This is a genomic window from Klebsiella sp. GW_Kp181, assembly GCF_040062315.1.
In the GTDB taxonomy this organism is placed as follows: domain Bacteria; phylum Pseudomonadota; class Gammaproteobacteria; order Enterobacterales; family Enterobacteriaceae; genus Klebsiella; species Klebsiella oxytoca.
Genome location: NZ_JBEAFR010000064.1, coordinates 1 through 25,421 on the forward strand (window position 1 = coordinate 1; position 25,421 = coordinate 25,421).

25 protein-coding genes, 1 pseudogene and 1 riboswitch are annotated in these 25,421 nt (G+C 57.1%); of the genes and pseudogenes, 9 read left to right on the plus strand and 17 right to left on the minus strand.

Features of this window, described 5'->3' with window-relative positions; translation table 11 throughout:
- Nucleotides 1–90: 90 nt before the first annotated feature.
- The 3 genes from rpoD to rpsU form a co-directional block, all read right to left on the minus strand.
- The gene (gene rpoD, locus ABLV11_RS16210; RefSeq protein ID WP_004105908.1) at nt 91–1,935 is read right to left on the minus strand and encodes an RNA polymerase sigma factor RpoD; all 1,845 of its coding nucleotides are present in this window, start codon (nt 1,933–1,935) and stop codon (nt 91–93) included.
- 149 nt (nt 1,936–2,084) lie between these two features.
- A complete protein-coding gene (dnaG, locus tag ABLV11_RS16215; protein WP_224329738.1) occupies nt 2,085–3,827 on the minus strand; it encodes a DNA primase in 1,743 nt (580 codons plus the stop codon).
- A gap of 233 nt (nt 3,828–4,060) precedes the next feature.
- Nucleotides 4,061–4,276, minus strand: coding sequence for a 30S ribosomal protein S21 (gene rpsU / locus ABLV11_RS16220; RefSeq protein ID WP_001144069.1), 216 nt, complete (start codon nt 4,274–4,276; stop codon nt 4,061–4,063).
- Between the two features lie 237 nt (nt 4,277–4,513).
- Between rpsU and tsaD the strand changes: the two genes are divergently transcribed.
- Nucleotides 4,514–5,527, plus strand: a complete 1,014-nt coding sequence (gene tsaD, locus ABLV11_RS16225) for a tRNA (adenosine(37)-N6)-threonylcarbamoyltransferase complex transferase subunit TsaD (protein ID WP_142472333.1) — start codon at nt 4,514–4,516, stop codon at nt 5,525–5,527.
- Nucleotides 5,528–5,574: 47 nt separating this feature from the next.
- Here tsaD and ABLV11_RS16230 read toward each other — a convergent pair whose 3' ends face one another.
- The 8 genes from ABLV11_RS16230 to ABLV11_RS16265 form a co-directional block, all read right to left on the minus strand.
- A complete protein-coding gene (locus ABLV11_RS16230) occupies nt 5,575–7,182 on the minus strand; it encodes a cytosine permease (RefSeq protein ID WP_126489569.1) in 1,608 nt (535 codons plus the stop codon).
- Between the two features lie 151 nt (nt 7,183–7,333).
- Nucleotides 7,334–7,951 (minus strand): urease accessory protein UreG, encoded by a 618-nt coding sequence (gene ureG / locus ABLV11_RS16235; protein WP_004105899.1) that lies wholly within the window; start codon nt 7,949–7,951, stop codon nt 7,334–7,336.
- An 8-nt stretch (nt 7,952–7,959) separates the two neighbouring features.
- Nucleotides 7,960–8,634, minus strand: a complete 675-nt coding sequence (locus tag ABLV11_RS16240) for an urease accessory protein UreF (RefSeq protein WP_064356506.1) — start codon at nt 8,632–8,634, stop codon at nt 7,960–7,962.
- Nucleotides 8,635–9,105: an urease accessory protein UreE gene (ureE, locus tag ABLV11_RS16245; RefSeq protein WP_004105893.1), complete on the minus strand. Its 471-nt coding sequence runs from the start codon at nt 9,103–9,105 to the stop codon at nt 8,635–8,637.
- A 9-nt stretch (nt 9,106–9,114) separates the two neighbouring features.
- A complete protein-coding gene (ureC, locus tag ABLV11_RS16250) occupies nt 9,115–10,818 on the minus strand; it encodes an urease subunit alpha (protein WP_016808009.1) in 1,704 nt (567 codons plus the stop codon).
- Nucleotides 10,811–11,131, minus strand: coding sequence for an urease subunit beta (locus ABLV11_RS16255; RefSeq protein WP_004105889.1), 321 nt, complete (start codon nt 11,129–11,131; stop codon nt 10,811–10,813). The genes ureC and ABLV11_RS16255 overlap by 8 nt, the downstream gene beginning before the upstream one ends.
- 9 nt (nt 11,132–11,140) lie before the next feature.
- A complete protein-coding gene (locus ABLV11_RS16260) occupies nt 11,141–11,443 on the minus strand; it encodes an urease subunit gamma (RefSeq protein WP_004105887.1) in 303 nt (100 codons plus the stop codon).
- A gap of 9 nt (nt 11,444–11,452) precedes the next feature.
- Nucleotides 11,453–12,277, minus strand: coding sequence for an urease accessory protein UreD (locus tag ABLV11_RS16265; protein ID WP_126489568.1), 825 nt, complete (start codon nt 12,275–12,277; stop codon nt 11,453–11,455).
- Here ABLV11_RS16265 and ABLV11_RS16270 point away from each other — a divergent pair.
- Nucleotides 12,267–12,350: pseudogene (locus ABLV11_RS16270) on the plus strand (short-chain dehydrogenase); the annotation flags it as partial. The gene ABLV11_RS16265 and the pseudogene ABLV11_RS16270 sit on opposite strands and share 11 nt — an antisense overlap.
- A 207-nt stretch (nt 12,351–12,557) precedes the next feature.
- Here the strand turns inward: ABLV11_RS16270 and plsY are convergent.
- Complete coding sequence (plsY, locus tag ABLV11_RS16275) at nt 12,558–13,178, minus strand: glycerol-3-phosphate 1-O-acyltransferase PlsY (protein ID WP_004105883.1); 621 nt, start codon at nt 13,176–13,178, stop codon at nt 12,558–12,560.
- Nucleotides 13,179–13,399: 221 nt separating this feature from the next.
- Here plsY and folB point away from each other — a divergent pair, with 221 nt between their 5' ends.
- Complete coding sequence (gene folB / locus ABLV11_RS16280; protein WP_004105881.1) at nt 13,400–13,783, plus strand: bifunctional dihydroneopterin aldolase/7,8-dihydroneopterin epimerase; 384 nt, start codon at nt 13,400–13,402, stop codon at nt 13,781–13,783.
- 202 nt (nt 13,784–13,985) lie between these two features.
- A complete protein-coding gene (gene bacA, locus ABLV11_RS16285; RefSeq protein ID WP_004105879.1) occupies nt 13,986–14,807 on the plus strand; it encodes an undecaprenyl-diphosphate phosphatase in 822 nt (273 codons plus the stop codon).
- 10 nt (nt 14,808–14,817) lie between these two features.
- Here the strand turns inward: bacA and ABLV11_RS16290 are convergent, their stop codons facing one another.
- On the minus strand, nt 14,818–16,059 hold the full coding sequence (locus tag ABLV11_RS16290; RefSeq protein ID WP_126489567.1) for a multifunctional CCA addition/repair protein: 1,242 nt from the start codon (nt 16,057–16,059) through the stop codon (nt 14,818–14,820).
- A 60-nt stretch (nt 16,060–16,119) separates the two neighbouring features.
- Nucleotides 16,120–16,740, minus strand: a complete 621-nt coding sequence (locus tag ABLV11_RS16295) for a TIGR04211 family SH3 domain-containing protein (RefSeq protein WP_004105876.1) — start codon at nt 16,738–16,740, stop codon at nt 16,120–16,122.
- A 214-nt stretch (nt 16,741–16,954) separates the two neighbouring features.
- Between ABLV11_RS16295 and ABLV11_RS16300 the strand changes: the two genes are divergently transcribed.
- The 3 genes from ABLV11_RS16300 to hldE are packed head-to-tail and all read left to right on the plus strand — an operon-like array spanning nt 16,955 to nt 22,603.
- A complete protein-coding gene (locus ABLV11_RS16300) occupies nt 16,955–18,253 on the plus strand; it encodes an inorganic triphosphatase (RefSeq protein WP_032726653.1) in 1,299 nt (432 codons plus the stop codon).
- A 23-nt stretch (nt 18,254–18,276) separates the two neighbouring features.
- Nucleotides 18,277–21,111: a bifunctional [glutamate--ammonia ligase]-adenylyl-L-tyrosine phosphorylase/[glutamate--ammonia-ligase] adenylyltransferase gene (glnE, locus tag ABLV11_RS16305; protein ID WP_348855460.1), complete on the plus strand. Its 2,835-nt coding sequence runs from the start codon at nt 18,277–18,279 to the stop codon at nt 21,109–21,111.
- 58 nt (nt 21,112–21,169) lie between these two features.
- Entirely contained in the window at nt 21,170–22,603 is a 1,434-nt protein-coding gene (gene hldE, locus ABLV11_RS16310) for a bifunctional D-glycero-beta-D-manno-heptose-7-phosphate kinase/D-glycero-beta-D-manno-heptose 1-phosphate adenylyltransferase HldE (RefSeq protein WP_004115631.1), read from the plus strand.
- 153 nt (nt 22,604–22,756) lie between these two features.
- Here the strand turns inward: hldE and ABLV11_RS16315 are convergent, their stop codons facing one another.
- Nucleotides 22,757–22,885 (minus strand): hypothetical protein, encoded by a 129-nt coding sequence (locus ABLV11_RS16315; protein WP_319922773.1) that lies wholly within the window; start codon nt 22,883–22,885, stop codon nt 22,757–22,759.
- On the opposite strand from ABLV11_RS16315, the gene glgS reads away from it, so the two are divergent.
- Nucleotides 22,877–23,086, plus strand: a complete 210-nt coding sequence (gene glgS, locus ABLV11_RS16320) for a cell surface composition regulator GlgS (RefSeq protein ID WP_004115630.1) — start codon at nt 22,877–22,879, stop codon at nt 23,084–23,086. The genes ABLV11_RS16315 and glgS overlap by 9 nt on opposite strands.
- 53 nt (nt 23,087–23,139) lie before the next feature.
- On the opposite strand, the gene ubiK is transcribed toward glgS, so the two are convergent.
- Nucleotides 23,140–23,421 (minus strand): ubiquinone biosynthesis accessory factor UbiK, encoded by a 282-nt coding sequence (gene ubiK, locus ABLV11_RS16325; protein WP_004105871.1) that lies wholly within the window; start codon nt 23,419–23,421, stop codon nt 23,140–23,142.
- A 120-nt stretch (nt 23,422–23,541) separates the two neighbouring features.
- Nucleotides 23,542–23,693, plus strand: a riboswitch (FMN riboswitch).
- Between the two features lie 105 nt (nt 23,694–23,798).
- Here ubiK and ribB point away from each other — a divergent pair.
- On the plus strand, nt 23,799–24,452 hold the full coding sequence (gene ribB, locus ABLV11_RS16330; protein WP_004105870.1) for a 3,4-dihydroxy-2-butanone-4-phosphate synthase: 654 nt from the start codon (nt 23,799–23,801) through the stop codon (nt 24,450–24,452).
- Between the two features lie 61 nt (nt 24,453–24,513).
- Here the strand turns inward: ribB and zupT are convergent, their stop codons facing one another.
- The gene (gene zupT, locus ABLV11_RS16335; protein WP_026055884.1) at nt 24,514–25,284 is read right to left on the minus strand and encodes a zinc transporter ZupT; all 771 of its coding nucleotides are present in this window, start codon (nt 25,282–25,284) and stop codon (nt 24,514–24,516) included.
- Nucleotides 25,285–25,421 lie beyond the last annotated feature (137 nt).

A 25,421-nucleotide genomic window follows, 5' to 3' on the forward strand; every position in this document is an offset into this window, starting at 1 on the left:
CCATAAAAAACTGCACCTTACTCAGTTGGGTGTCCAACTTTTGGGGTGCAGTCCACAGTTGACTGGCTTTTTTGCGCTAAGCGGCGATGATTAATCGTCGAGGAAGCTACGCAGCACTTCAGAACGGCTCGGATGGCGCAGTTTACGCAGCGCCTTCGCTTCGATCTGACGGATACGTTCGCGGGTTACGTCGAACTGTTTACCCACTTCTTCCAGCGTGTGATCGGTATTCATGTCAATACCAAAGCGCATACGCAGGACTTTTGCTTCACGGGCGGTCAGGCCAGCCAGAACGTCATGGGTGGCGGCGCGCAGGCTCTCGGTGGTGGCAGAGTCCAGCGGCAGCTCGAGGGTGTTATCCTCGATGAAATCTCCCAGATGCGAATCTTCATCGTCGCCAATCGGCGTTTCCATGGAGATCGGCTCTTTGGCGATTTTCAGCACCTTACGGATTTTATCTTCCGGCATCAGCATACGCTCGGCCAGCTCTTCCGGCGTCGGTTCGCGGCCCATCTCCTGCAGCATCTGGCGGGAAATACGGTTGAGCTTGTTGATAGTCTCAATCATATGCACCGGAATACGGATGGTGCGCGCCTGGTCTGCGATAGAGCGGGTGATCGCCTGACGGATCCACCAGGTTGCGTAGGTGGAGAACTTGTAGCCGCGACGGTATTCAAACTTATCTACCGCTTTCATCAGACCGATGTTACCTTCCTGGATCAGATCGAGGAACTGCAGACCGCGGTTGGTGTATTTCTTGGCGATCGAGATAACCAGACGCAGGTTCGCTTCAACCATCTCTTTCTTCGCGCGGCGCGCTTTCGCTTCACCGATGGACATGCGACGGTTGATATCTTTTACCTGCTCAATGGTCAGGCCGGTCTCTTGTTCAATCTGCTGCAGTTTCATCAGGCCGCGCTGAACGTCTTCTTTCACGTCAAGCAGCTTTTCTGACCACGGCTTATTCATCGCGATGGCCGCATTGAACCAGGTTTCGCTGGTTTCGTTGCCGGTAAACAGAGTGATGAAGTTTTTCTTCGGCATTTTGCACTGCTCAACGCACAGCTTCATGATGATACGTTCTTGAGTACGAACGCGATCCATCATGATGCGCATGCTGTTAACCAGGTAATCGAACTGCTTCGGCACCAGGCGGAACTGTTTGAACACTTCAGACAGCTTGAGAATCTCTTCCTGCGCTGCGGCGTGGCTACGACCTTTCGCTTTGATGGTATCGCGGGTCAGTTCGTACTGCGTGCGCAGCTCGGCGAATTTCTCGCGCGCCAGCTCAGGATCGATGCTGTTGTCATCATCGCTGCTGTCGTCGTCTTCTTCTTCATCTTCGTCTTCGTCGTCATCCATCTCTTCCTGAGAGAGTTCAGAACCGACGTGCGTCGCCGTTGGCGCCATGTCTTCTTCGGCGTTCGGGTCAACAAAACCGGTGATCAGATCGGACAGACGCGCCTCTTCCGCCTCAACGCGATCGTACTGCTCCAGCAGATAGGTGATGGCTTCCGGGTATTCAGCAACCGAGCACTGCACCTGGTTAATACCGTCTTCGATACGTTTAGCGATGTCGATTTCGCCTTCGCGCGTCAGCAGTTCGACGGTACCCATTTCACGCATGTACATGCGCACCGGGTCGGTAGTGCGTCCGATTTCAGACTCAACGCTGGAGAGAACCTGCGCCGCAGCTTCTTCCGCATCTTCGTCAGTATTGTTGTTAGTTTCAGCAAGCAAAAGATCATCGGCATCCGGTGCTTCTTCCATCACCTGAATGCCCATGTCGTTGATCATTTGGATGATGTCTTCGATCTGATCGGAGTCGACGATATCTTCCGGCAGATGGTCATTGACCTCGGCATAGGTCAGATAGCCTTGCTCCTTACCACGTTGGACAAGAAGCTTCAGCTGTGACTGCGGGTTTTGCTCCATAAGACGGTATCCACACTTAATTCGTTTGATTGGTGTAAGCAGATGAACTGCCAACATTTAAAGCGAGGGCGTACTTATATTTTTGCCGCTGCGCCTCGCGCGGCTGTCGGGGTCTTCCCGAACGATATTCGGCACTTAAGCCGTTAAATTCATTTTTTTTCCAGGGCTTGTCTGATTTCCCAGAACTCCCGGCGTTCTTCACTGCTTAAACCGTGAGTGCGGTCGCGAGCTATCAACTCTTCTTGCCGCTGTTCAAGCATTGCATCAAAAATTCGGTTTAGCGTGTCGGTGAACATTTTTTCAACATTCTCATCCCTTATATCGTTCCAGGCTGAGAGTTTTTCAAGTGTTGAGTATTCACTAGTCCCGCGATAGTTCTCTAATAGCTGCCCCGTGGTCAGGCCCGGCTGCGCAACACAGAGGTTCACCAGCTCGGAGAAGAGGCTGAGTCCCGGTAATTTGCTCTGCGCCAGCCCCTGCAAAGGGGGCACCAGCGGCGCCAGATTGGGATTCTGCACCAGCAGTCCTATAAGTATACGCATAGGCGTCTGTTTTATCTGCTGAGCCGGGCGTACGACGCCACTTTCTGCCTGTTTCGGCATTAAACGATCAAGCTGGGTATCATCAAAAATGCCCAGCTTCAGGCCCAGCATCTGGCGCAGCTGAATACGATGCGCATCGCCAGGCACCTGGCTAATGAGCGGCAGCGCTAGTGCGGCCAGCTGCGTACTGCCATCCGGCGAACTCAGATCGACCTGCGGTAAGAGACTGTTAAATAAAAACATGGAGAGCGGCTGAGCCTGCTCCATCCGTGCTTCAAAAGCCTCTTTACCCTCTTTACGTACCAGCGTATCCGGATCTTCACCATCGGGCAGGAACACAAAGCGTAGCTGACGACCATCGGTCATGTACGGCATTGCCGTTTCCAGCGCACGCCATGCGGCATCTCGACCGGCGCGGTCGCCGTCGTAACAGCAAATTACGTTGTTCGTCGCACGGAATAATATATGCATGTGGTCGGCCGTGGTCGATGTACCCAGCGATGCAACGGCATAGTTAATACCGTACTGCGCCAGAGCGACGACATCCATATACCCTTCGACAACCAGCAGCCGCGGTGGTTCTGCCTGGTGCTGCTGCGCTTCATAAAGGCCGTAAAGCTGGCGGCCCTTATGGAAAATATCGGTCTCCGGGGAGTTGAGGTATTTCGGCGTATCGTTACCCAGTACGCGACCACCAAATCCAATCACCCGGCCTCGTTTGTCGCGAATCGGAAACATCACGCGATTGCGGAAACGGTCGTAAGTTCTTCCCTGGTCATTGTTGACCAGCATTCCGGCATCGAGCAGCAGTTTCCTGTTGTCGACATTACCGCCGAAACGTTTTAATGCGTTATCCCAGCCTGGCGGCGCAAAACCAATAGCAAACTGCTGGACAACTTCGGCACTCAGGCCGCGTTGCTCCAGGTACTGGCGCGCAGGTTCGGCATTAGGTTGGTTGAAGGATTGCTGATAAAAGTCATTTAACCCTTCCATTAGCTGATAGAGATTTTGCCGCTGATGGCGCTCTATCTGACTCAGGCCCGTTCCGGCTTCATACGGCACTTCAAGATTATGCATAGCAGCCAGCTCTTCGACGGTTTCCACGAACTCGAGCTTGTCGTAGTTCATCAGGAAGTCGATAGCGTTGCCGTGCGCACCGCAGCCAAAGCAGTGGTAAAACTGTTTTTCACCGTTGACGGTGAAAGAGGGGGTTTTTTCGTTATGGAACGGACAGCACGCGTGATAATTCTTGCCCTGCTTTTTCAGCTTCACCCGCGCGTCGATCAGATCGACGATATCGGTGCGCGCCAGCAGGTCATTGATAAATACTCGTGGAATTCGTCCAGCCATATGCCCCGTTTTATACACTTCCCCTTCAAACTGCCTCTGCGTTGGCTTCGCTCGTTCACCCCTGTCGCTTACTTCAGTAAGCTCCGGGGACTTACTCCCTTGCCGCCTTGATGCATCTTGAATGATTGGGTGTATATGCTAATGCATAAACGAAAATAAGCCGCGCATTCCTTTCGGAAGCACGGCCTTACAACTACAACTCGGTCTGAATTGAGAGCCTGGCTCCCAACAGATTAGTACAGACGAGTGCGGCGTGCGTTTTCGCGAGCCAGTTTCTTCGCGTGACGTTTCACTGCGGAAGCTTTAGCGCGTTTACGTTCGGTAGTCGGTTTTTCATAGAACTCACGACGACGAACTTCCGCCAGAACACCTGCTTTTTCGCATGAACGTTTGAAGCGACGCAGCGCTACGTCGAACGGCTCGTTTTCACGTACTTTAATTACCGGCATGTAACTCTCACCTTTGATAAATTCGGTTTGCCGCTGGCATCAACGCCAGCTTATTTCAAAATGGTGCGGAATTTTACTGCAATTGCTGCTGCTTTGTAAAGCACCGACGCGATTTTTGAAAGGGACTTTTATAAGGACAGGGAGTATACACGAAGTGAGCGCCAGGGGTGAGGAAAGTTTTACATCAACCCGCATTGGTCCTACACTGCGCGGTATTGAAACGAGGTAAAACTAGCCATGCGTGTACTGGGAATTGAAACATCCTGCGATGAAACCGGCATCGCCATTTATGACGACGAAAAAGGTCTGTTAGCCAACCAGCTGTATAGTCAGGTGAAATTGCATGCTGACTACGGCGGCGTGGTGCCTGAACTCGCCTCGCGCGACCACGTGCGTAAAACCGTCCCTCTGATTCAGGCGGCGCTAAAAGAGGCCGGGATGACGGCAAAAGATATTGATGCCGTTGCGTATACGGCGGGCCCAGGCCTGGTTGGCGCGCTGCTGGTCGGCGCGACGGTAGGCCGCTCGCTGGCCTTCGCCTGGAACGTGCCGGCGATCCCGGTGCACCATATGGAAGGGCATCTGTTGGCGCCGATGCTGGAAGATAATCCGCCGCAGTATCCGTTTGTCGCGCTGCTGGTTTCCGGCGGCCATACCCAGCTGATCAGCGTCACCGGCATTGGCCAGTATGAACTGCTGGGCGAATCGATTGACGACGCGGCGGGAGAAGCCTTCGATAAGACAGCGAAACTGCTGGGGCTGGATTATCCCGGCGGCCCGATGCTGTCGAAGATGGCCTCCCAGGGCACCGAAGGGCGCTTTGTCTTCCCGCGCCCGATGACCGACCGCCCCGGGCTGGATTTTAGCTTTTCTGGCCTCAAGACCTTTGCCGCGAACACCATTCGCAGCAACGGCGATGACGATCAAACCCGCGCCGATATCGCCCGCGCTTTCGAAGATGCGGTCGTGGATACGCTGATGATTAAGTGCCGCCGCGCGCTGGATCAAACCGGTTTTAAACGGCTGGTGATGGCTGGCGGCGTCAGCGCTAACCGTACGCTGCGCGCGAAGCTGGCGGAAATGATGAAAAAGCGCGGCGGGGAAGTCTTCTATGCCCGTCCTGAATTCTGTACCGATAACGGTGCGATGATTGCCTATGCCGGTATGGTTCGTCTGCGTTCCGGGGCAAAAGCGGAGCTGGGCGTCACCGTTCGTCCGCGCTGGCCGCTGGCTGAACTTCCGGCGGCATAATTTCTGCTGTTTTACAGGCCGACGTCCTGTCGGCCTGCCTTCGCGACTTATTCCATACTCTTACACAGCGAGCAAATCGCCCCCTGATGTTTATGCGAATGCATCACGTCAGGACGTTCGTACTCTTCCCGGCAGCTCAGGCAGCGGTAAACGGTGATCGACGCATTACCCTGCGCATCGTAGCGCGGCTCGGCGATACCGTCATCGTGTTGTTTAATGTAATAGCGCCCGCGGGTGGCGATTCCCATGACCGGCGTCATCACGAACGCTACCGCCAGCGCGATCAGCGGCGAGAACGGTGCCAGGGTGTCGCCTAACAGGCCGAAGAAGGCGCTAATCGAAAGGCCTGCCGCGAGGACAAAAGAGACTACGCCTACCGGGTTGACGTTGTAGATCATCCCGCGGCGATACTCCGGCTGCGCCGGCGCCAGCTTCAGCACCCCTTTATTGACGGTGATATCGGTGGCGACCACCACCACCCAGGCGATGGCAAAGTTAGAGTAGAAGCCGAGGATCCATGCCAGAGCGCTAAACATGTCGCCCTCCATCAGGGCGAGAGCAATCGTCAGGTTGACGATGACGAAAATAATTCGCCCCGGATAACGTTTGGTGGTGCGCGTCCAGGCGCTGGTCCACGCCAGCGAGCCGGAATAGGCGTTAGTGACGTTTATTTTTATCTGCGAGATAACCACCAGCACCACCGCGAGGGTGAGCGCCAGCCAGCCGGGAACCAGGTTATCGAAGACGCTGACGAACTGCTGTACCGGTTCGGTGTTGTGCACCGCCGGGAAGCGGGTCAGCAGATAGAATCCGAGAAAAGCGCCGATAATCTGTTTAATCGCACCTAACACGACCCAGCCCGGACCGGCGGAGAACACCGCCAGCCACCAGCTTTTGCTGTTTTCTGCGGTCTTCGGCGGCATAAAGCGCAGGTAGTCGATCTGCTCGCCAATCTGCATGATCAGCGACAGGCATACCCCCGCGCCGAGCATAATGGCGGTTAAATCTACCGTTGTTGCGTGGTTTTTACCGGCGAAGTTCATAAACCCATCCACCAGATCCGGGTCTTTGGCGATAAGCCAGGCCACCGGAACCACCATCAGGACCAGCCACAGCGGCGTCGTCCAGACCTGAAGGCGAGTCAGCGCCTTCATGCCGTAGACCACCAGCGGCAATACCATCAGGGTGGCGATGAGGTAGCCCATCCACAGCGGGATCCCTAAGCCCACCAGCAGCCCCTGCGCCATAATCGAGCCTTCGAGGGCGAAAAAGATAAAGGTAAATCCGGCAAAGATAATGCTGGTGATCACCGAGCCAAAGTAGCCGAAACCGGCGCTGCGGGTGATTAAGTCGAGGTCGATGTTATAGCGCGCGGCGGTAATCGCCAGCGGAATACCGGTAAGAAAAATAACCAGTGCCGCCAGCAGGATCGCGTAAATCGCATTGGTGGTACCCCAGGCCATGCCGATGCTGGCGCCGATAGAAAAGTCGGCCAGGTAGGCGATACCACCTAATGCCGTCACCGCGACAACCCCTGGTCCCCAGCGGCGAAAGCTCAGCGGGGCATAGCGAAGCGTATAGTCTTCCAGCGTTTCTTTGGAGCCGGAGGCACTGGTTTGCGCAGATAAATCAGTTTTTATATCCAGTGATGACATAGTCATTCCTTAATGGTTGGGCATGACTGGAATTAGCAAACCTTATGCCACATCGCAGGGCAGGCGCTGTCAGGGCTTCATGAAGGGGATGGCTAAAGAGAGGGCAGGGTATGCACCATCCCGACATCTTTGCGTCGGGATGGTGCAGAGGTTATTTGCCGAGCATACCTTTGTCTTCGATAAAGGCGATGATATTTTGCAGGCCGTCGCCGCTTTTCAGGTTGGTGAAGCTCCACGGACGTTCGCCGCGCATGCGCAGGGTATCGCGCTCCATCACTTCCAGAGACGCGCCCACGTATGGTGCAAGATCGGTTTTGTTGATCACCAGGAAGTCGGATTTGGTGATCCCCGGCCCGCCTTTGCGCGGGATCTTTTCTCCTTCCGCCACGTCGATGACGTAGATGGTGAGATCCGCCAGCTCCGGGCTAAAGGTCGCGCTCAGGTTATCGCCGCCGCTTTCCACAAAGATCAGATCGAGATTGCCGAATTTCTCGCTTAGCGCTTCCACTGCGGCCAGGTTCATCGATGCGTCTTCGCGAATGGCGGTATGCGGGCAGCCGCCGGTTTCGACGCCGACAATTCGCTCTGGCTCCAGGGCGCCGGCTTCGGTGAGAATGCGCTGATCTTCTTTGGTGTAGATATCGTTGGTCACCACCGCCAGCTGCCAGGTGTCGCGCATGGCTTTGCAGAGGGCTTCCAGCAGCGCGGTTTTTCCGGAGCCGACCGGGCCGCCGACGCCGACGCGCAGCGGTTGCTTAATCATGTTCATATCTTCTCCTAAGAACGGAATAGTCGGGAATACTGGGTTTCGTGCCGCGCGGAAGCGATAGCCGCAAGCGGCGTCGCCGAACCGATTGCGCAATCCGGGGCCGCAAGGGCGCTGTCCATGTCCGCCGCATAGCGGTCGCACAGGCGCAGAATCAACTGCTGGGCCGCCTGCTGGCCGAAGGGCACCAGCTTGACGCCCGCCATCACCGCGCTTTCAATCCAGCTATAGCCAAGGCTCAGGGCCAGGTCAGGAATGGCTATTTGCCAGCGTACGCCAAGCCACGCCATACCGGTTAACTGGCTTTGCTGACACAGCTTGCGCCACTCGGGCGGGCAGTCCGGCTGCCAGTCGGCCAGCAGCCGGGTGAAGGCTGCGCCGCGGTTGCGCTCTTCATCGCGCAGCTCGCGGGTTTCCCGGCAGGCGAGCAGATAAGCGGTCCAGCGCCGGGCACAGTCCAGATCGCCCGCTTCGCAGGCCCGGTAGAGCCGGGCAAACAGCGGCAGGTCGACGGTAAAAAAGCTCTGCTCCATCTGCCGCAGCTGCCAGCGCTCAAAGGCGGCGGTATCCGCTACCCAGCCCGCTTCCACCGCCCACTCCAGCCCCTGGGACCAGCTGTAGCCGCCAACCGGGAGGCTGCTGCTGGCAAGCTGCATCAGCCGCAGACGTTTTTCCGGCGTCGGCATTTAGTGGCTGTGCTCGTGATTGTGATGATGATGATGGCCGTGCGACTCGCTGGCGTAGGCGCCGGCTTCCGGTTCAAACGGCAGATGCGCGAAATCCACGGCCAGGCCAAACTGGCGCAGCATATCGTCCAGGACGTGGTCGTGATGGTAGCGCAGCTCGCCGGGCATAATCTGCAGCGGGACATGGCGATTGCCGAGGTGATAGCAGGCTTTCGCCAGCATAAAAGGATCCTCGCAGCGCACGACCGAAACGGCTTCATCGGCGGCAATCACTTCAATGAATTCGCTGCCGTTTTCGTTACTGAGAATATCGCCGCCGCGCAGCAGCAGACCGCGCGGCAGCAGCAGGCCCGCCTGACGGCCATCGTTGAGGGTGACTTTAATACGGCTTTTTACCCGCACGTCAATCGGCAGGGTAACGCTGGCCGTGGCCTGCGCCGGGGTCTCTACCCGCTGGGTCAAATAAAGCATTTGCGCTCCTTAAAACAGGAAATAACGTTGCGCCATGGGTAACACGTCCGCCGGTTCGCTGGTTATCAGTTCGCCGTCGATGCGCACCTCGTAGGTTTGTGAATCCACGGTAATATTGGGCAACAGGCCGTTGTGGTGCATATCGGCTTTTTGTACCGTGCGGCAGCCTTTAACCACCGCCGTCGCGCTGTGCAGGTTCAGCCGTTCAGCGACGCCGTTTTCCGCCGCCGCCTGCGACAGGAAGGTCAAACGGCAGCGGTGACGAGCGCTGCCCAGCGCGCCGAACATCGGGCGATAGTGCACCGGCTGCGGCGTCGGGATAGATGCGTTGATGTCGCCCATCGGCGCCATGGCGATCATGCCGCCTTTGACGATCGTCGCCGGTTTTACGCCGAAGAATGCCGGGGACCACAGCACCAGATCCGCCAGTTTACCCACTTCAATCGAACCGACTTCATGGGCGATACCGTGGGTTAACGCCGGATTAATGGTGTATTTGGCGATATAGCGCTTCACGCGGAAGTTATCGTTATCGCCGCTCTCTTCCGCCAGCGGGCCGCGCTGAACTTTCATCCGGTGCGCCACCTGCCAGGTACGTAACACCACTTCGCCGACGCGACCCATGGCCTGCGAATCGGACGAGGTAAGGGAGAAGGCGCCCAGGTCGTGCAGGACGTCTTCCGCGGCGATGGTTTCCCGCCGAATGCGCGATTCGGCAAACGCCACGTCCTCGGCGATATCCGGGTCGAGATGATGGCAAACCATCAGCATGTCCAGATGCTCGTCAATGGTGTTGACGGTGTAGGGCAGCGTCGGATTAGTCGACGAGGGCAGAATATTAGGGTGTGCGCAGGCGGTAATAATATCTGGCGCATGGCCGCCGCCCGCGCCTTCGGTATGGAAAGTATGGATAGTGCGCCCGCCGATGGCCGCCAGGGTATCCTCAACGAATCCCGACTCGTTAAGGGTATCGCTGTGCAGCGCAACCTGAACGTCCATTTCGTCGGCTACGGTCAGCGCGCAGTTGATTGCCGCTGGCGTCGCGCCCCAGTCTTCGTGAATTTTCAGGCCGATAACCCCGGCCGCGACCTGCTCACGCAGCGCATCCGGATTCGAGCCATTGCCTTTACCCAGCAGGCCGACATTGACCGGCAGGCTGTCCGCAGCCTGCAGCATCCGCGAGATGTACCACGGACCCGGGGTGCAGGTCGTGGCGTGGGTACCCGCCGCCGGGCCGGTACCGCCGCCGATCATGGTGGTGACGCCGGAGACCAGCGCTTCTTCCGCCTGCTGCGGGCAGATCCAGTGAATATGCGTATCGACGCCGCCGGCGGTGACGATCTTGCCTTCTGCGGCAATAATTTCCGTGGCCGCGCCGATCGGGATCGTGACGTTGGGTTGAATATCCGGGTTGCCGGCTTTGCCGATGGCGAAGATCCTTCCATCTTTGACGCCGATATCGGCTTTAACGATCCCCCAGTAATCGACGATCAGGGCATTGGTCAGCACCAGATCCGCGCACCCGGCGGAAAGCATCTGCCCCTGTCCCATACCGTCGCGGATCACTTTACCGCCGCCGAATTTGACCTCTTCGCCGTAAGTGGTCAAATCATCTTCGACCTCGATCCACAGCTCGGTGTCCGCCAGGCGAACTTTATCGCCGGTGGTGGGGCCGAACATGTCGGCATAGGCCTGACGTGAAATCTCACTCATCATTTGCCTCCAGCTCACCCATTATTTCGCCGCGAAAACCGTGCACGACGCGGGCTCCGGCCAGCGCTACCAGCTCCACCTCGCGCTTTTGGCCCGGCTCGAAGCGCACTGCGGTTCCGGCCGCGATATTGAGACGGTAGCCCGTTGCCTGCTGGCGATCGAACTTCAGCGCCGGGTTGACCTCGGCGAAGTGATAATGGGAGCCGACCTGAATCGGCCGGTCGCCGTGATTTTCAACGATAATGCAGCAGGTAGCCCGGCCGACGTTAAGCGCGATCTGGCCCGGTTTAACCTGATATTCTCCTGGGATCATCGCGCTACCTCAGATTATCGGGTTATGGACGGTAACCAGCTTCGAGCCGTCCGGAAAGGTGGCTTCGACCTGGATATCGGGGATCATTTCCGGTACGCCTTCCATGACCTGCTCGCGGCTCAGGACGTGGCGCCCTTCTTCCATTAGCTCTGCGACGCTTCTGCCGTCGCGCGCGCCCTCCATAATAAAAGCGCTAATCAGGGCCACGGATTCGGGATAGTTGAGCTTCAGGCCGCGGGCCAGGCGACGCTCCGCCACCAGCGCAGCGGTAAACAGCAACAGTTTGTCTTTTTCTCTGGGTGTCAGTTCCATAGCGTTCTCTTAAGTCAGCCAGATTCGGGGGAGTACCGGAGATTTGCCGGTCAGGTGCGGGCGCATAAACTGCCAGATATCGCGCATCGCCCGCTGGCAACGCAGATTATCGTCACTTAAAAAGCGTACCGTCAGCAGGCCGTCGGTGAGCGTGGCGCCGGCATAGTTTGCCAGCGGCGTAAGTTTTTCGCGTACGCCTTCCAGCAGCGTCTCGTTCGCCGGGTAGAACAGCATTGTTCCCACCCATGGCTGCTGCGCGATGCAGGCCAGCTCTCCATCGGCCAGGTTCAGGCGCTCAATCAGCAGCGGAGAGCCGTCGACCCACACCTCCAGTCGGTTGGCGAGCGCGCCGTGGCTAAAGGTTTCGCCGATGACCGGACGGCCAAGACATAGCAGGTCCCAGGCCAGCAGCGTGCTGGAGGAGGAGAGGTGAAACGCCGTATGCAAAGCGGCGTGAGCGCCGGGAAAGAAAATGGCATCCTGCGGCAACCACTCGAGCGTTGCGTTATCGCCCAGCGTCAGGGTTTGCAGAAGCCGCGCCTGCGCGCCGCTGCTGCGATAAAACTTGCTGGCGCCGGGCATGGTGATCAGCGTATGGCAATCGGACTCAATCGTGGCGCTGATGGTGAGTTCATCGCCGCCGACGATACCGCCGGGCGGATGAAGCAGATAGAGGTGGCAGGTCTCTTCTTCGGGATAAAACGGACGCTGAACGGTGAGTGGACCGACATGACGACGGGAGGCGAGCGCTGTTTTCCCGCCGAGAAGCTGAAAGCGGAGGTCCAGCTTGGCCTGCCAGCCTTTTTTATTCTGTGGTAACACCGTGCCGTGCAATGTCGCGCCCCTGCAAAATCAAGATAAAACAGCAGCGAAGAGTATTGATCGGGGGCCAACCATCCCGGTCATATGAAAAGCTTATGTCCGTCATACTTCGAGCCGCAGCCGCGTTGGCTACGGGCTACTCGGCCCATCCATGGGCCTCGCCCTGGCGGGCCGTCGCAAGCGACGTTCAAATCTGCTCCCGGCAGATTTGTCGTTCGCCCGAATCACTGACTGGAGTAAGCTCATCGGGACTCACTCACCGCCTTGCCGCGAAGTTGCGTCGAAGCAAAGGTTATTTCTGCTCCGGCGTTTTTTTCTTCTTTTTGAACCGGGTCCAGATGCGGGTTTCCTGACGCCGCCACAGACGCTGAATGTTGTCGTGATGGCGCAGCAGAATCAGGCATGAGAGCATCGAAACCGGGAAAGTATACTGCGGTTTGAACCACCAGACATAGAACGGCGCGATCAGCGCGCTGACGATCGCCCCCAGCGAGGAGTAGCCGCTGAGCAGAATCGTAAGCAGCCAGGTTCCGGCCATCACGCCGGTGAGATCCCAGCCGATAGGGGCGATGGCTCCGAAAGCGGTCGCCACGCCTTTACCGCCGCGAAAGTTAAAAAATACCGGCCAGATATGGCCTACGCAGGCGGCAATGGCCACCAGACCGAGCCAGAACGGCGTCAGGCCTAGCGCCCACGCTCCCCAGACCGGCAACATGCCTTTCAGTACGTCAAAAATAAGCACCGCTACGGCTGCGCCCTTGCCGCCAATTCGCAGGACGTTAGTCGCCCCTGGATTGCCGGAGCCGCTGTCGCGAGGGTCGGGAAGGCCAGCGAGGCGGCAAACGAGAATGGCGCTGGAGATTGAGCCGCAGAGGTAGGCGAGGATAACCAGTCCAGGCGCGATTGCACTCATCAGCTGTTCCATTTTGAAAGTGTCGTTTTATCCCCGGTGCGCTGCGCGTTATCCGCGCATTGGCTCGCAGAGACCCATAGCGATGCTATGCTCCTGGGGCCTTGCCGCGTCGCTCTCTTCCTGCAACGCAAATTATTTAGGGGATGTCTTTGCATCTGTGGATAATACGCATAATTGGCCGGAAGTGGTATCCGGTTTAGCCAAAAAGCAGGCAGGTCGTGATGGATATTGTATTTATAGAGCAACTTTCGGTAATCACCACTATTGGTGTTTATGACTGGGAACAAACCATTGAACAGAAGCTGGTGTTCGATATCGAAATGGCGTGGGATAACCGCAAAGCGGCGGCCAGCGATGATGTCAGCGATTGTCTCAGCTATGCTGATATCAGCGAGGCGGTCATCAACCACGTTGAAGGCGGGCGCTTTGCGCTGGTCGAGCGCGTGGCGGAAGAAATTGCTGACCTGCTGCTGGAAAAGTTTCAATCTCCATGGGTGCGTATTAAAGTCAGCAAGCCTGGCGCGGTAGCCCGGGCGGCCAACGTTGGCGTCGTGATTGAACGTGGCCTTAATCTGAAACAAAACTTTTCAGGTCATACTCGTTAAACAAATTGTGTTTATACCGGTCATAGAATCCGACCATCAGGCTATTTTATTTGCCGTTTTGTCCCCGGGAAGCGCCCGAAAGCCGCGCGTACAACCTGTACGCTCCCGTTTCTGCGCGCTGTCCGTGGCCAATATTGAAGCCTGATAGCCTGGTTATTCGTTTCTGGTTTTTTTCATATTACTTTTTAAAGGGTTTAATTGGATGAGCGATATACACTCGCTGCTGGTGGCGGCAATATTGGGTGTGGTTGAAGGTTTGACCGAGTTTTTACCTGTTTCCAGTACTGGTCATATGATTATTGTCGGTCATCTGCTGGGTTTTGAAGGCGATACCGCAAATACGTTTGAAGTAGTGATTCAGCTTGGTTCCATTCTTGCCGTTGTTGTGATGTTCTGGCGTCGTCTGTTCGGCCTTATCGGTATTCATTTCGGCAAAAAGCCCGAGCATGAAGGCCAGGGCAGCGGTCGCCTGTCGCTTATCCATATTCTCTTGGGGATGATCCCGGCGGTAGTGCTGGGGCTGATTTTCCACGATACCATCAAGTCTCTGTTTAACCCGATAAACGTGATGTACGCGCTGATTGTCGGCGGCGTGCTGCTGATCGCAGCGGAAGTGCTGAAGCCAAAACAGCCCCGCGCGGTGGGCATTGATGATATGACCTATCGTCAGGCGTTCGTGATCGGCTGTTTCCAGTGTCTGGCGCTGTGGCCGGGCTTCTCGCGTTCCGGGGCGACAATTTCCGGCGGGATGCTGATGGGCGTAAGCCGCTATGCGGCCTCTGAGTTCTCATTCCTGCTGGCGGTGCCGATGATGATGGGCGCGACCGTACTGGATATGTACAAAAGTATTGGTTTCCTCAACGCCAGCGATATTCCGATGTTTGCCGTCGGTTTTATCACGGCGTTTATCGTCGCGCTGATTGCGATTAAAACCTTCCTGCAGCTGATTAAACGTATTTCGTTTATCCCGTTTGCCATCTATCGCTTTATCGTCGCGGCAGCGGTGTACGTGGTCTTCTTCTAAGCGCCAGCCCTCAGTCCTGCGGCTGGGGGCAACGCTTTTCTTTCCAGCGGGCGACGGCCTGAATCCGCCGACGCGTCAGCTCTTCACGAATCTCAATTCCCTGAAACCCTTCCGCAACGACCTCTTTTGTTGAGACCGCTCGGGCAACGTCCCATGCTTCCAGCAGCAGGCGACCCTGAGGGTAATCGCAGGCCTCAAAACCGGTGCGCCCGCGCACGTCGGCTTCACTGGTCAAGGCGATTTGCCTGACCCGCTGCGGCTTGCGCCAGGCATCAATATTATCGAACAGCTTGACCAGCGTTTTTGGCTGCAGCATGGGCAGGGTGTGAATCAGATCGTGAAATTCGGCGACCAGCTTTGCCAGATCGCGCAGCTCGTTGGGTACCCGCAGACGGGCGCAGAGCTGTTCGACCAGCTTTACGCCAGCCGGGCCGTGACCATGATGACGCGGCCAGAGCTCTTTTGGCGTCAGTCCTTTCCCGAGGTCGTGGCACAGGGTAGCGAAACGTACGTCGATTTCGGGTGACAGCATCGCCGCCATGGTGACGGTCATCAGGGTGTGCAGGCCGGTGTCGATTTCCGGGTGCCATTTAGCCGGAGCCGGTACGCCGTAAAGGGCGTCGACTTCCGGGAACAGCACCTTGAGCGCGCGGCAGTCGCGTAAGGTCTGGAAGAAGACCTGCGGGTTGCGGGTGGTAAGGGCGCTTTCCGTCTCTTTCCATACCCGCTCCGGCGTGAGATGCGCAAGCTCACCGGCATCGGCCATTGCGCGCATCAGCGCCATGGTTTCATCGGCGATACGAAACCCCAGATGCGCGTAGCGGGCGGCAAAACGCGCCACGCGCAGAACGCGTAGCGGATCCTCGCTAAAGGCGGGCGAGACGTGGCGCAGCAGGCGCTTGCGTAAATCAGACTGGCCGCCGTAGGGATCGATAATCTGACCGTCGGCGTCCTGGGCCAGCGCATTGATCGTCAGATCGCGGCGCAGCAGGTCTTGCTCAAGGGTAACGTCAGCGGCGGCATAGCAGGTAAAACCGGTGTAACCGGAACCGGACTTGCGCTCGGTGCGCGCCAGGGCATACTCTTCGCGGCTTTGCGGATGAAGGAACACGGGAAAATCACGGCCTACCTGCTGGTAGCCCGCGTCGAGGAGTTGCTGAGGCGTGGCGCCAACCACGACCCAATCTTTGTCTTTAACCGGTAGCCTTAATAACGCATCTCGTACTGCACCACCGACCAGATAAACCTTCACGCCTTACTCTCCCGTCTTCATTTTCTTACGATGATACGTAAGTCTGGCAGAGAAGACGAATTAGTTCATCCAACGGTCTTTGCGTTTGCGGCTCGGTACCAGGTGCGGCAACACCAGTCCCAGAATCAGGCCGACGCCCAGCACGCCGCCGCCGTACATAAACCACTGCATGATAATGGTGCGCTGTTTGTCATCAAGCTGCAGATTTGCGGCATTCACCTTCTTCTGCGCGACAACCAGCTCATTTTTCAGCTTTTGATTCTCTTCTTTCAGGCCGTTGATGACGGCATCGCTACCGGCGACTTTCTTCTGCATGTCCGCCGTGCGCTGGTTCCAGGTGGTATCAATGTTATTCAGTTTATCGGTCAGGGTTTTTACCTGGTTTTCCAGATCCGGCACGCGAGTGCGCAGGCTGGGCTCGTTGCTCAGCTCTTTCAAGGGGATCCAGGCGGTACGGCCGCTGCTGTCGCGCACCTGAGCATAGTTAGTGCTGTCGTTAGTTTGCAGCACTGCGACTTCTTCGCCGGCGTTGATGGTGCCCACAAGGCGATAGTTATCGCCCGGACCGCTGCGCACCCAGGTATTCAGTTCATCTGAAACGTAACGTTTTTCTTCCGCGTGAACCGCCGTGGCGGCGCTCAGCGCCAGCAAAGTCAATGTAATAAGGCGTAATTTTGGCATCAGGTCATCGTTTGGTCATAAAAAGTTGAACGATAGTAGTGGCATCGCCGAAGCGACGCAAAGTTTTCCGCCACAATCGGAATCATCCATCAGGTGGCCCGGCAAAATGCGCATTGCATGGCGATTCGCCGCAAAATACTATTTACTGACAAGAAATATCGTTGTTAGTTCGCCGCAATTTCCCGGCACAGCATATAAGCGGAAGAATTCAGTCATGGCTCAAGAAATCGAATTAAAGTTTATCGTTGATCAGAATGGCGTTGACGCGCTGCGTCAGCACCTCAATACGCTGGAGGCAAAGCACACGCCCGCGGGTCAATTACTGAATATTTACTATGAAACGGCGGATAACTGGCTGCGCCGCCACGACATGGGGCTGCGCGTTCGCGGCGACCAGGGGCGCTATGAGATGACGCTGAAAATCGCCGGGCGCGTCGTCGGCGGGCTGCATCAGCGTCCGGAATATAACATTCCGCTGGAAAGCCCTGAGCTGGCGCTGGAAAAGCTTCCGGCTGAAGTCTGGCCGCAGGGTGAACTGCCGGCGGAGCTTGCTGAGAACGTACAGCCGCTTTTCAGCACCGATTTTGAGCGTGAGCGATGGGTGGTCAAAGAAGGCGACAGCGAAATTGAAATCGCACTCGATCGCGGCGAAGTCAAAGCCGGCGAGCATCAGGAACCCATTTGCGAGCTGGAGCTGGAGCTTCTGTCCGGTAATACGCAGGATATTCTGACCCTTGCCCGCGGCCTGCTGGATACCGGCGTACTGCGTCAGGGAAGCCTGAGCAAAGCGGCGCGTGGTTATCATCTGGCGCAGGGCAACGAAGAACGCCCGCTGACCGAGTTAACGATCCTTCGCGTCGCGCCGAAAGCCAGCGTCGAACAGGGGCTGGAGGCGGCGCTGGAAAGCGCGCTGGCGCACTGGCTATATCATGATGAAGTCCTCAATCGCGGCAATGCGAAAGCGAAAGCGGAGATTTTGCACGCTATCGCCCGCGTGCGGCACGCGCTGGTACTGTTTGGCGGTATTGTCCCGCGCAAGGCCACCACGCTGCTGCGTGAACGTCTGAGCGAAGCCGAGGCGGCGCTGGCGGAAGCCGAAACGACCCAGGCCGCGCTTTTCAGCGTGGCGACCGTCAGGGCGAAGCTGGCGCTCACCGATCTGCTGGTAAACCGCGGCTGGCGTCCTTTCCTGAACGCAGCCGGAGAGCAGAAAATTGCCGGATCGTTTAAACGCTTTGCGGATATTCAGCTCTCCAGGGCGGCGGCGGAGCTGAAAAACGCTTTTCGTCAGCCGTCCGCTGACGGTTATGCCGATCAGCTTCCGCGTCTGACCCGCGAAATTGACACCGTTCAGCTGTTATCCGGCGCCTATGCCGATGCTGCCGCGCCGTGGCTGGAAAACTGGCAAGAAACCCGCCGGGCGATTGCGCATAATGACAGCAGCGTTATCGAATATTTTCGTCGCCAGGCGCTGGCCGCAGAGCCGTTCTGGCTGCATAGTGGAAAACGATAATTTCAGGCCAGGGAGCCCCTAAGATGCCGCTTTCTTCGCAATTACAGCAGCACTGGCAGACGGTCGCTGGCCGGCTGCCAGCGGATTTTCCCGTATCGACGTTGAGCGATCGGGCGCAATCAGTTATGGCATTCAGCGATTTCGTCGAACAGAGTCTGATCGCGCAGCCGCAGTGGCTGGCGGAGCTTGAAAGTGCGCCCCCCGAGGCGCAGGAGTGGCATCACTACGCCGACTGGCTGCAGGTTCGCCTGGCCGAGGTCAATGATGAAGCCGCGCTGATGCGCGAGCTGCGCCAGTTTCGCCGTCGGATTATGGTGCGTATCGCCTGGGCCCAGGCGCTATCGCTGGTCAGCGAAGAGAGCAGCCTGCAGCAGCTAAGTGCGCTGGCGGAGACCTTAATCGTCGCCGCGCGCGACTGGCTATACGCTGCCTGCTGTCGCGAATGGGGCACTCCATGTAATGCTGAAGGTACGCCGCAGCCGCTGCTGATCCTCGGGATGGGCAAGCTCGGCGGCGGCGAGCTGAACTTCTCCTCCGACATCGATCTGATTTTCGCCTGGCCGGAACATGGCGCCACGCGCGGCGGTCGTCGCGAACTGGATAACGCCCAGTTTTTTACCCGCCTCGGGCAGCGCCTGATTAAGGTACTGGATCAGCCCACCCAGGATGGCTTTGTCTACCGCGTGGATATGCGCCTGCGCCCGTTTGGCGATAGCGGTCCGCTGGTGTTGAGCTTTGCCGCGCTGGAAGATTATTACCAGGAGCAGGGACGCGACTGGGAGCGCTACGCGATGGTGAAAGCGCGAATTATGGGCGATAACGATGGCGTCTATGCCAACGAGCTGCGCGCCATGCTGCGGCCGTTTGTCTTCCGCCGCTATATCGATTTCAGCGTGATTCAGTCTTTGCGCAACATGAAGGGCATGATTGCCCGGGAAGTGCGCCGCCGGGGATTAAAAGACAATATCAAGCTCGGCGCGGGCGGCATCCGAGAAGTGGAGTTTATCGTCCAGGTCTTCCAGCTGATTCGCGGCGGCCGTGAGCCAATGCTGCAGCAGCGGGCGCTGCTGCCGACGCTGGCCGCCATCGAAGAGCTACATCTGCTGCCGGAAGGGGATGCGCAGAGGCTGCGCGAAGCCTATCTGTTTTTGCGTCGCCTGGAAAACCTGCTGCAAAGCATCAACGACGAGCAGACGCAAACCTTGCCGCAGGATGAACTTAATCGCGCCCGGCTGGCCTGGGGGATAGGCGTTGCCGACTGGGAGACACTCAGCGCGCGGCTGGCGGAACAGATGGCTAATGTGCGGCGCGTGTTTAATGAACTGATCGGCGACGATGAAACGCAGTCGCCGGATGAGCAGCTTGAAGAGTACTGGCGCGAGCTGTGGCAGGACGCGCTGCAGGAAGATGATACCAGCCCGGCGCTGGCGCATCTTGTAGACAGCGATCGCCGCAGCGTGCTGGCGCTGATCGCCGATTTTCGCAAAGAGCTGGACCGGCGCACGATTGGTCCGCGCGGTCGTCAGGTGCTTGACCAGCTCATGCCGCATCTGCTTAGCGAAATTTGTTCGCGCGCCGATGCTCCGGTACCGCTGGCGCGTATTACGCCGCTGCTCACCGGAATTGTCACCCGCACCACTTACCTGGAGCTGCTGAGCGAATTCCCCGGCGCGTTAAAGCACCTGATTAGCCTGTGCGCGGCGTCGCCGATGGTCGCCAGTCAGCTGGCCCGCCATCCGCTGCTGCTGGACGAACTGCTGGACCCGAATACGCTTTATCAGCCAACGGCCACCGATGCCTATCGCGATGAACTGCGCCAGTATCTGCTGCGCGTACCGGAAGATGATGAAGAGCAGCAGCTGGAGGCGCTACGCCAGTTTAAGCAGGCGCAGCTGCTGCACATCGCTGCGGCCGATATCGCCGGAACGCTGCCAGTGATGAAAGTGAGCGATCACTTAACATGGCTGGCGGAGGCGATGATTGACGCAGTCGTCCAGCAGGCATGGCTGCAGATGGTGGCCCGTTACGGGCAGCCGACGCACCTGCACGATCGCCAGGGGCGCGGTTTTGCGGTGGTCGGCTACGGCAAGCTGGGTGGATGGGAGCTGGGCTACAGTTCCGATCTCGATTTGGTGTTCCTCCACGATTGCCCGATGGAGGTGATGACCGACGGCGAACGCGAAATCGATGGCCGTCAGTTTTATCTGCGCCTGGCGCAGCGCATCATGCATCTTTTCAGTACCCGCACCTCGTCAGGCATTCTGTACGAAGTGGATGCTCGCCTACGCCCCTCTGGCGCAGCGGGGATGCTGGTCACTACCGCCGATTCCTTTGCTGATTATCAACAGAATGAGGCATGGACATGGGAACACCAGGCGCTGGTTCGCGCCCGCGTAGTGTATGGCGATCCTGAGCTACAGGCGCGCTTTGACGTCATTCGCCGGGATGTTCTTACTACCCCGCGAGAAGGCGAAAAATTGCAAACCGAAGTGCGGGAAATGCGCGAAAAAATGCGCGCTCACCTGGGGAATAAGCATCACGATCGCTTTGATATTAAAGCCGATGCCGGTGGGATCACCGATATTGAATTTATTACCCAGTATCTGGTCCTACGCTATGCCAGTGATAAACCGAAGCTCACGCGCTGGTCCGATAACGTTCGTATCCTGGAACTGCTGGCGCAGAACGACATTATGGACGAGGCAGAGGCGAGGGTGTTAACTCATGCTTACACCACGCTGCGCGATGCGCTACATCACCTGGCGCTGCAGGAACAGCCGGGGCACGTGGCGCCAGATGCGTTTAGCCAGGAGCGTGAACAGGTCAGCGCCAGCTGGCAGAAGTGGTTGATGGCTTAACTAAAAAACCGGGTGTGCTATTATCGCGCGCAAAGTTTGCGTCTCGCAGGAGGGAGTAATGAAAGTAACGCTGCCAGAGTTTGAACGTGCAGGAGTGTTGGTGGTTGGCGATGTGATGCTGGACCGCTACTGGTATGGTCCCACCAGCCGTATTTCGCCGGAAGCGCCGGTACCGGTGGTGAAGGTGGAAAATATCGAAGAACGTCCTGGCGGCGCGGCAAACGTGGCGATGAACATTGCGTCGCTCGGCGCGACCTCCCGCCTCGTTGGTCTGACCGGGATTGACGATGCCGCCCGTGCGTTAAGTAAGGCGCTGGCTGACGTCAACGTGAAGTGCGACTTCGTATCCGTTCCGACGCATCCGACGATTACCAAACTGCGCGTGCTGTCGCGCAACCAGCAGCTGATTCGTCTCGATTTTGAAGAAGGGTTCTCCGGTGTCGATCCGCAGCCGATGCACGAACGTATTCAGCAGGCGCTGGGCTCTATTGGCGCCCTGGTGCTCTCTGATTACGCCAAAGGCGCGCTGACCAGCGTCCAGACCATGATCAAGCTGGCGCGCGATGCGGGCGTTCCGGTGCTTATCGATCCGAAAGGCACGGATTTTGAACGCTATCGCGGCGCTACCCTGCTGACGCCTAACCTCTCAGAATTTGAGGCGGTAGCGGGTAAATGTAAGGATGAAGAAGAGATCGTTGAACGCGGCATGAAAATCATCGCCGATTTCGACCTCTCTGCGCTGCTGGTGACCCGTTCCGAGCAGGGGATGACGCTGCTGCAACCGGGGCGACCGCCGCTGCATATGCCCACGCAGGCCCAGGAAGTCTATGACGTTACCGGTGCGGGCGACACGGTCATCGGCGTGCTGGCGGCGACGCTGGCTTCCGGCAATACTCTGGAAGAAGCTTGCTACTTTGCCAACGCGGCGGCTGGCGTCGTGGTGGGTAAACTCGGTACCTCTACCGTTTCGCCTATCGAACTGGAGAACGCGGTACGCGGGCGCTCCGAGACCGGTTTTGGCGTGATGAGCGAAGAAGAACTCAAACTGGCGGTAGCCGCGGCGCGCAAGCGCGGCGAGAAAGTTGTGATGACCAACGGCGTGTTCGATATTTTACACGCGGGCCACGTTTCCTACCTGGCGAACGCTCGCAAACTGGGTGACCGGCTGATTGTCGCGGTGAACAGCGATGCTTCAACCCGGCGTCTGAAAGGCGAGTCTCGTCCGGTCAACCCGCTGGATCAGCGAATGATCGTGCTGGGCGCGCTGGAGGCCGTCGACTGGGTGGTTTCTTTTGAAGAAGATACTCCGCAGCGGCTGATTGCCGGAATTCTGCCGGATCTGCTGGTGAAAGGTGGGGACTATAAGCCGGAGCAGATTGCCGGCAGCGAAGAGGTGTGGGCAAACGGCGGCGAGGTGCTGGTGCTCAACTTCGAAGATGGCTGCTCAACGACCAATATCATCAGGAAGATCCAGAAAGATAACAATCAGTAATGTTTTCTCTCTTCACTGGAGCGGCTGCTAATCCGGATCTGGTAAGCGAAAATAAGCGTAACCAGCGATAACGCTGCAAATTCGTACAACAGAGGCCCGCGATCGTCTAATCGTGGGCCTCTTTCTATTTAATGACGGCATAAATGATTTGGCTCAATAAATAGCCATTTCGGGCGCATTTTTCGTACAAAAAAAGTTAAGGTAAGGATAAATACTGAAGCCAGTAAAAAGCATATGACCAATCAGAACACCAACGGCTGAAGGAGTATGCGTATGAAGAATAAAGACATGTATTTAATGAAGAATTTTGATTTTCTGGCCCAGAGTTTCGCCAGAATGAACGCACAAGGTCAGCCCGTCGATCTTCAGGCCATTGTCGGCAATATGGATGAAGAGCATCGTGAATGGTTTTGTCAACGCTATGAACTTTACTGCCAGCAGGCGAATAAAGCCATGACCCCTGAAGCGGAGCTGGAGCACTAATCTACTTACCCTCAACCGATACGACAACGGGCCTGACGGCCCGTTGCTTGTTTTTAGAGCTTCTCTTCGGCGTCCGGTGCCGCCGGCGCGTTTAGAGGACGATTTTCCAGCTCGCTCAGACGTTGCTCCAGAAGCGCCAGCTTTTCACGGGTGCGCAGCAGCACCTGCGTCTGCACGTCGAACTCTTCGCGGCTTACCAGGTCCAGGCGAGTTAACTGCGACTGGAGCACCTGACGAATTTTTTTCTCCACGTCTTCCCCCAGATCGCGGAGCCCCTTCGGCATCGATTCATGAACCTGGCGGGCGATTTGTTCAATTTTTTTCGGGTCAATCATGGTGATTTCCTGCTCTGGTCGGTTATTCGCTCATTGTAGTGCGATCGGCGGTACCTATAAACCATAAATGTTTGAAGCTTATGCATTGCCGACGATAGTCAATAGCGTTATAGTTACTTCGCTTATTCTCAGGGCGGGGCGAAATTCCCCACCGGCGGTAAATCAACCATAGCGTTGAAAGCCCGCGAGCGCTTTCTGTAAATGCAGAAAGGTCAGCAGATCCGGTGTAATTCCGGGGCCGACGGTTAGAGTCCGGATGGGAGAGAGTAACGGCTCAGTCGGGTTTTCGCCCGCTTGCGTTGACTTTTGCCGCTAAACCGGCGCTCCTAAGACTGCCCTGATTCTGGTAACCATACAATTAATGAGGTTTATTTACCATGAATCAGACGCTACTTTCCTCTTTTGGTACCGCTTTTGAACGTGTGGAACGTGCTTTAGATGCACTGCGCGAAGGTCGCGGTGTGATGGTACTTGACGATGAAGACCGTGAAAACGAAGGCGATATGATTTTCGCCGCAGAAACCATGACCGTTGAGCAGATGGCGCTGACCATTCGCCACGGTAGCGGCATTGTCTGCCTGTGCCTGACGGAAGATCGTCGTAAACAGCTCGACCTGCCAATGATGGTAGAGAACAACACCAGCGCCTACGGTACCGGTTTTACCGTCACCATCGAAGCTGCTGAAGGCGTGACTACCGGCGTTTCCGCCGCTGACCGCGTAACGACCGTACGCGCGGCAATTGCCGATGGCGCGAAGCCGTCAGACCTGAACCGTCCTGGCCACGTTTTCCCGCTGCGCGCTCAGCCGGGCGGCGTTCTGACCCGCGGCGGCCACACCGAAGCTACAATCGATCTGGTTACCCTGGCTGGCCTCAAACCGGCGGGCGTACTGTGCGAACTGACTAACGACGACGGCTCTATGGCGCGTGCGCCGCAGTGCATTGAGTTTGCTAAACAGCACAATATGGAAGTGGTCACCATTGAAGATTTAGTAGCTTACCGCCGCGAACACGAGCGTAAAGCCAGCTAATTGCCGCTGGTTGCTGAATAAAGCCCGCCTTATGGTGGGCTTTATTGTTTTTAGCTTTTGTTTAGCCAATCCCTACCGTTTGCAAAACCACCAGGCTTAATCCCATTACCGACATTCCGCACAACACGCCATAGCTTGGGTTGCTTTGCGGATCGAGTTCTTTCGCCAGCGGCATGAGCTCATCAACCGATAGCGCAATCATAATACCGGCAACCGCGGCCATGACCGCGCCCATCATCACCGGAGAGATCACGCTGCCCAGTACCAGCCAGGCCAGCACGCCGCCGAAGATTTCCGCCATCCCGGAAAGCCCTGCCCAGAATACCGCTTTACTCCTGGAACCCGTGGCGGCATAGACTGGCCCTGCTACTGCCAGCCCTTCCGGGATGTTATGCAGCGCGACGGCTAACGCGACCCCCATGCCCAGCTCAAGGTTATTGCTGGCCGTCACAAAAGTGGCAATACCTTCAGGAAAGTTATGCAGGCTAATGCCTAACGTCAGCAATATCGCCGTACGTCGCAGATTTCGCGGGCGGGAGATGCCGGGGGTCATCAGATCTTGCGCATGGGCGTGAGGCAGCATGCGGTCAAGCGCAAAGTAGCCCAGAAGGCCGATGATAAACATGCCGTAGCCGAGCAGCGGCGACATGCCTTCAGTCGCCAGCGCAGCGGGCAGCATCTCCATTAAGGAAATGAGTAGCATGATCCCGGCGGCGAAACCCAGAGAGAAACCCAATAAGCGGTTCGAGGGTTTCTGGCCGAGCACGCCGAATATTGCCCCAATAAAGGTGGCGCTCCCTGCCAGCAGAGTCAAAATGATGGGTGAGGACAACATTCACCTCCTTATGAAAATGATTCTTATTGAGAATATCGCTATTCATAGACGATCGCGAGTGCACGGATTCACTCTTTACCGCCCCTTACATTCAAATTTTCTGACGATCATCATCATGCTTATCTGAGTTTATC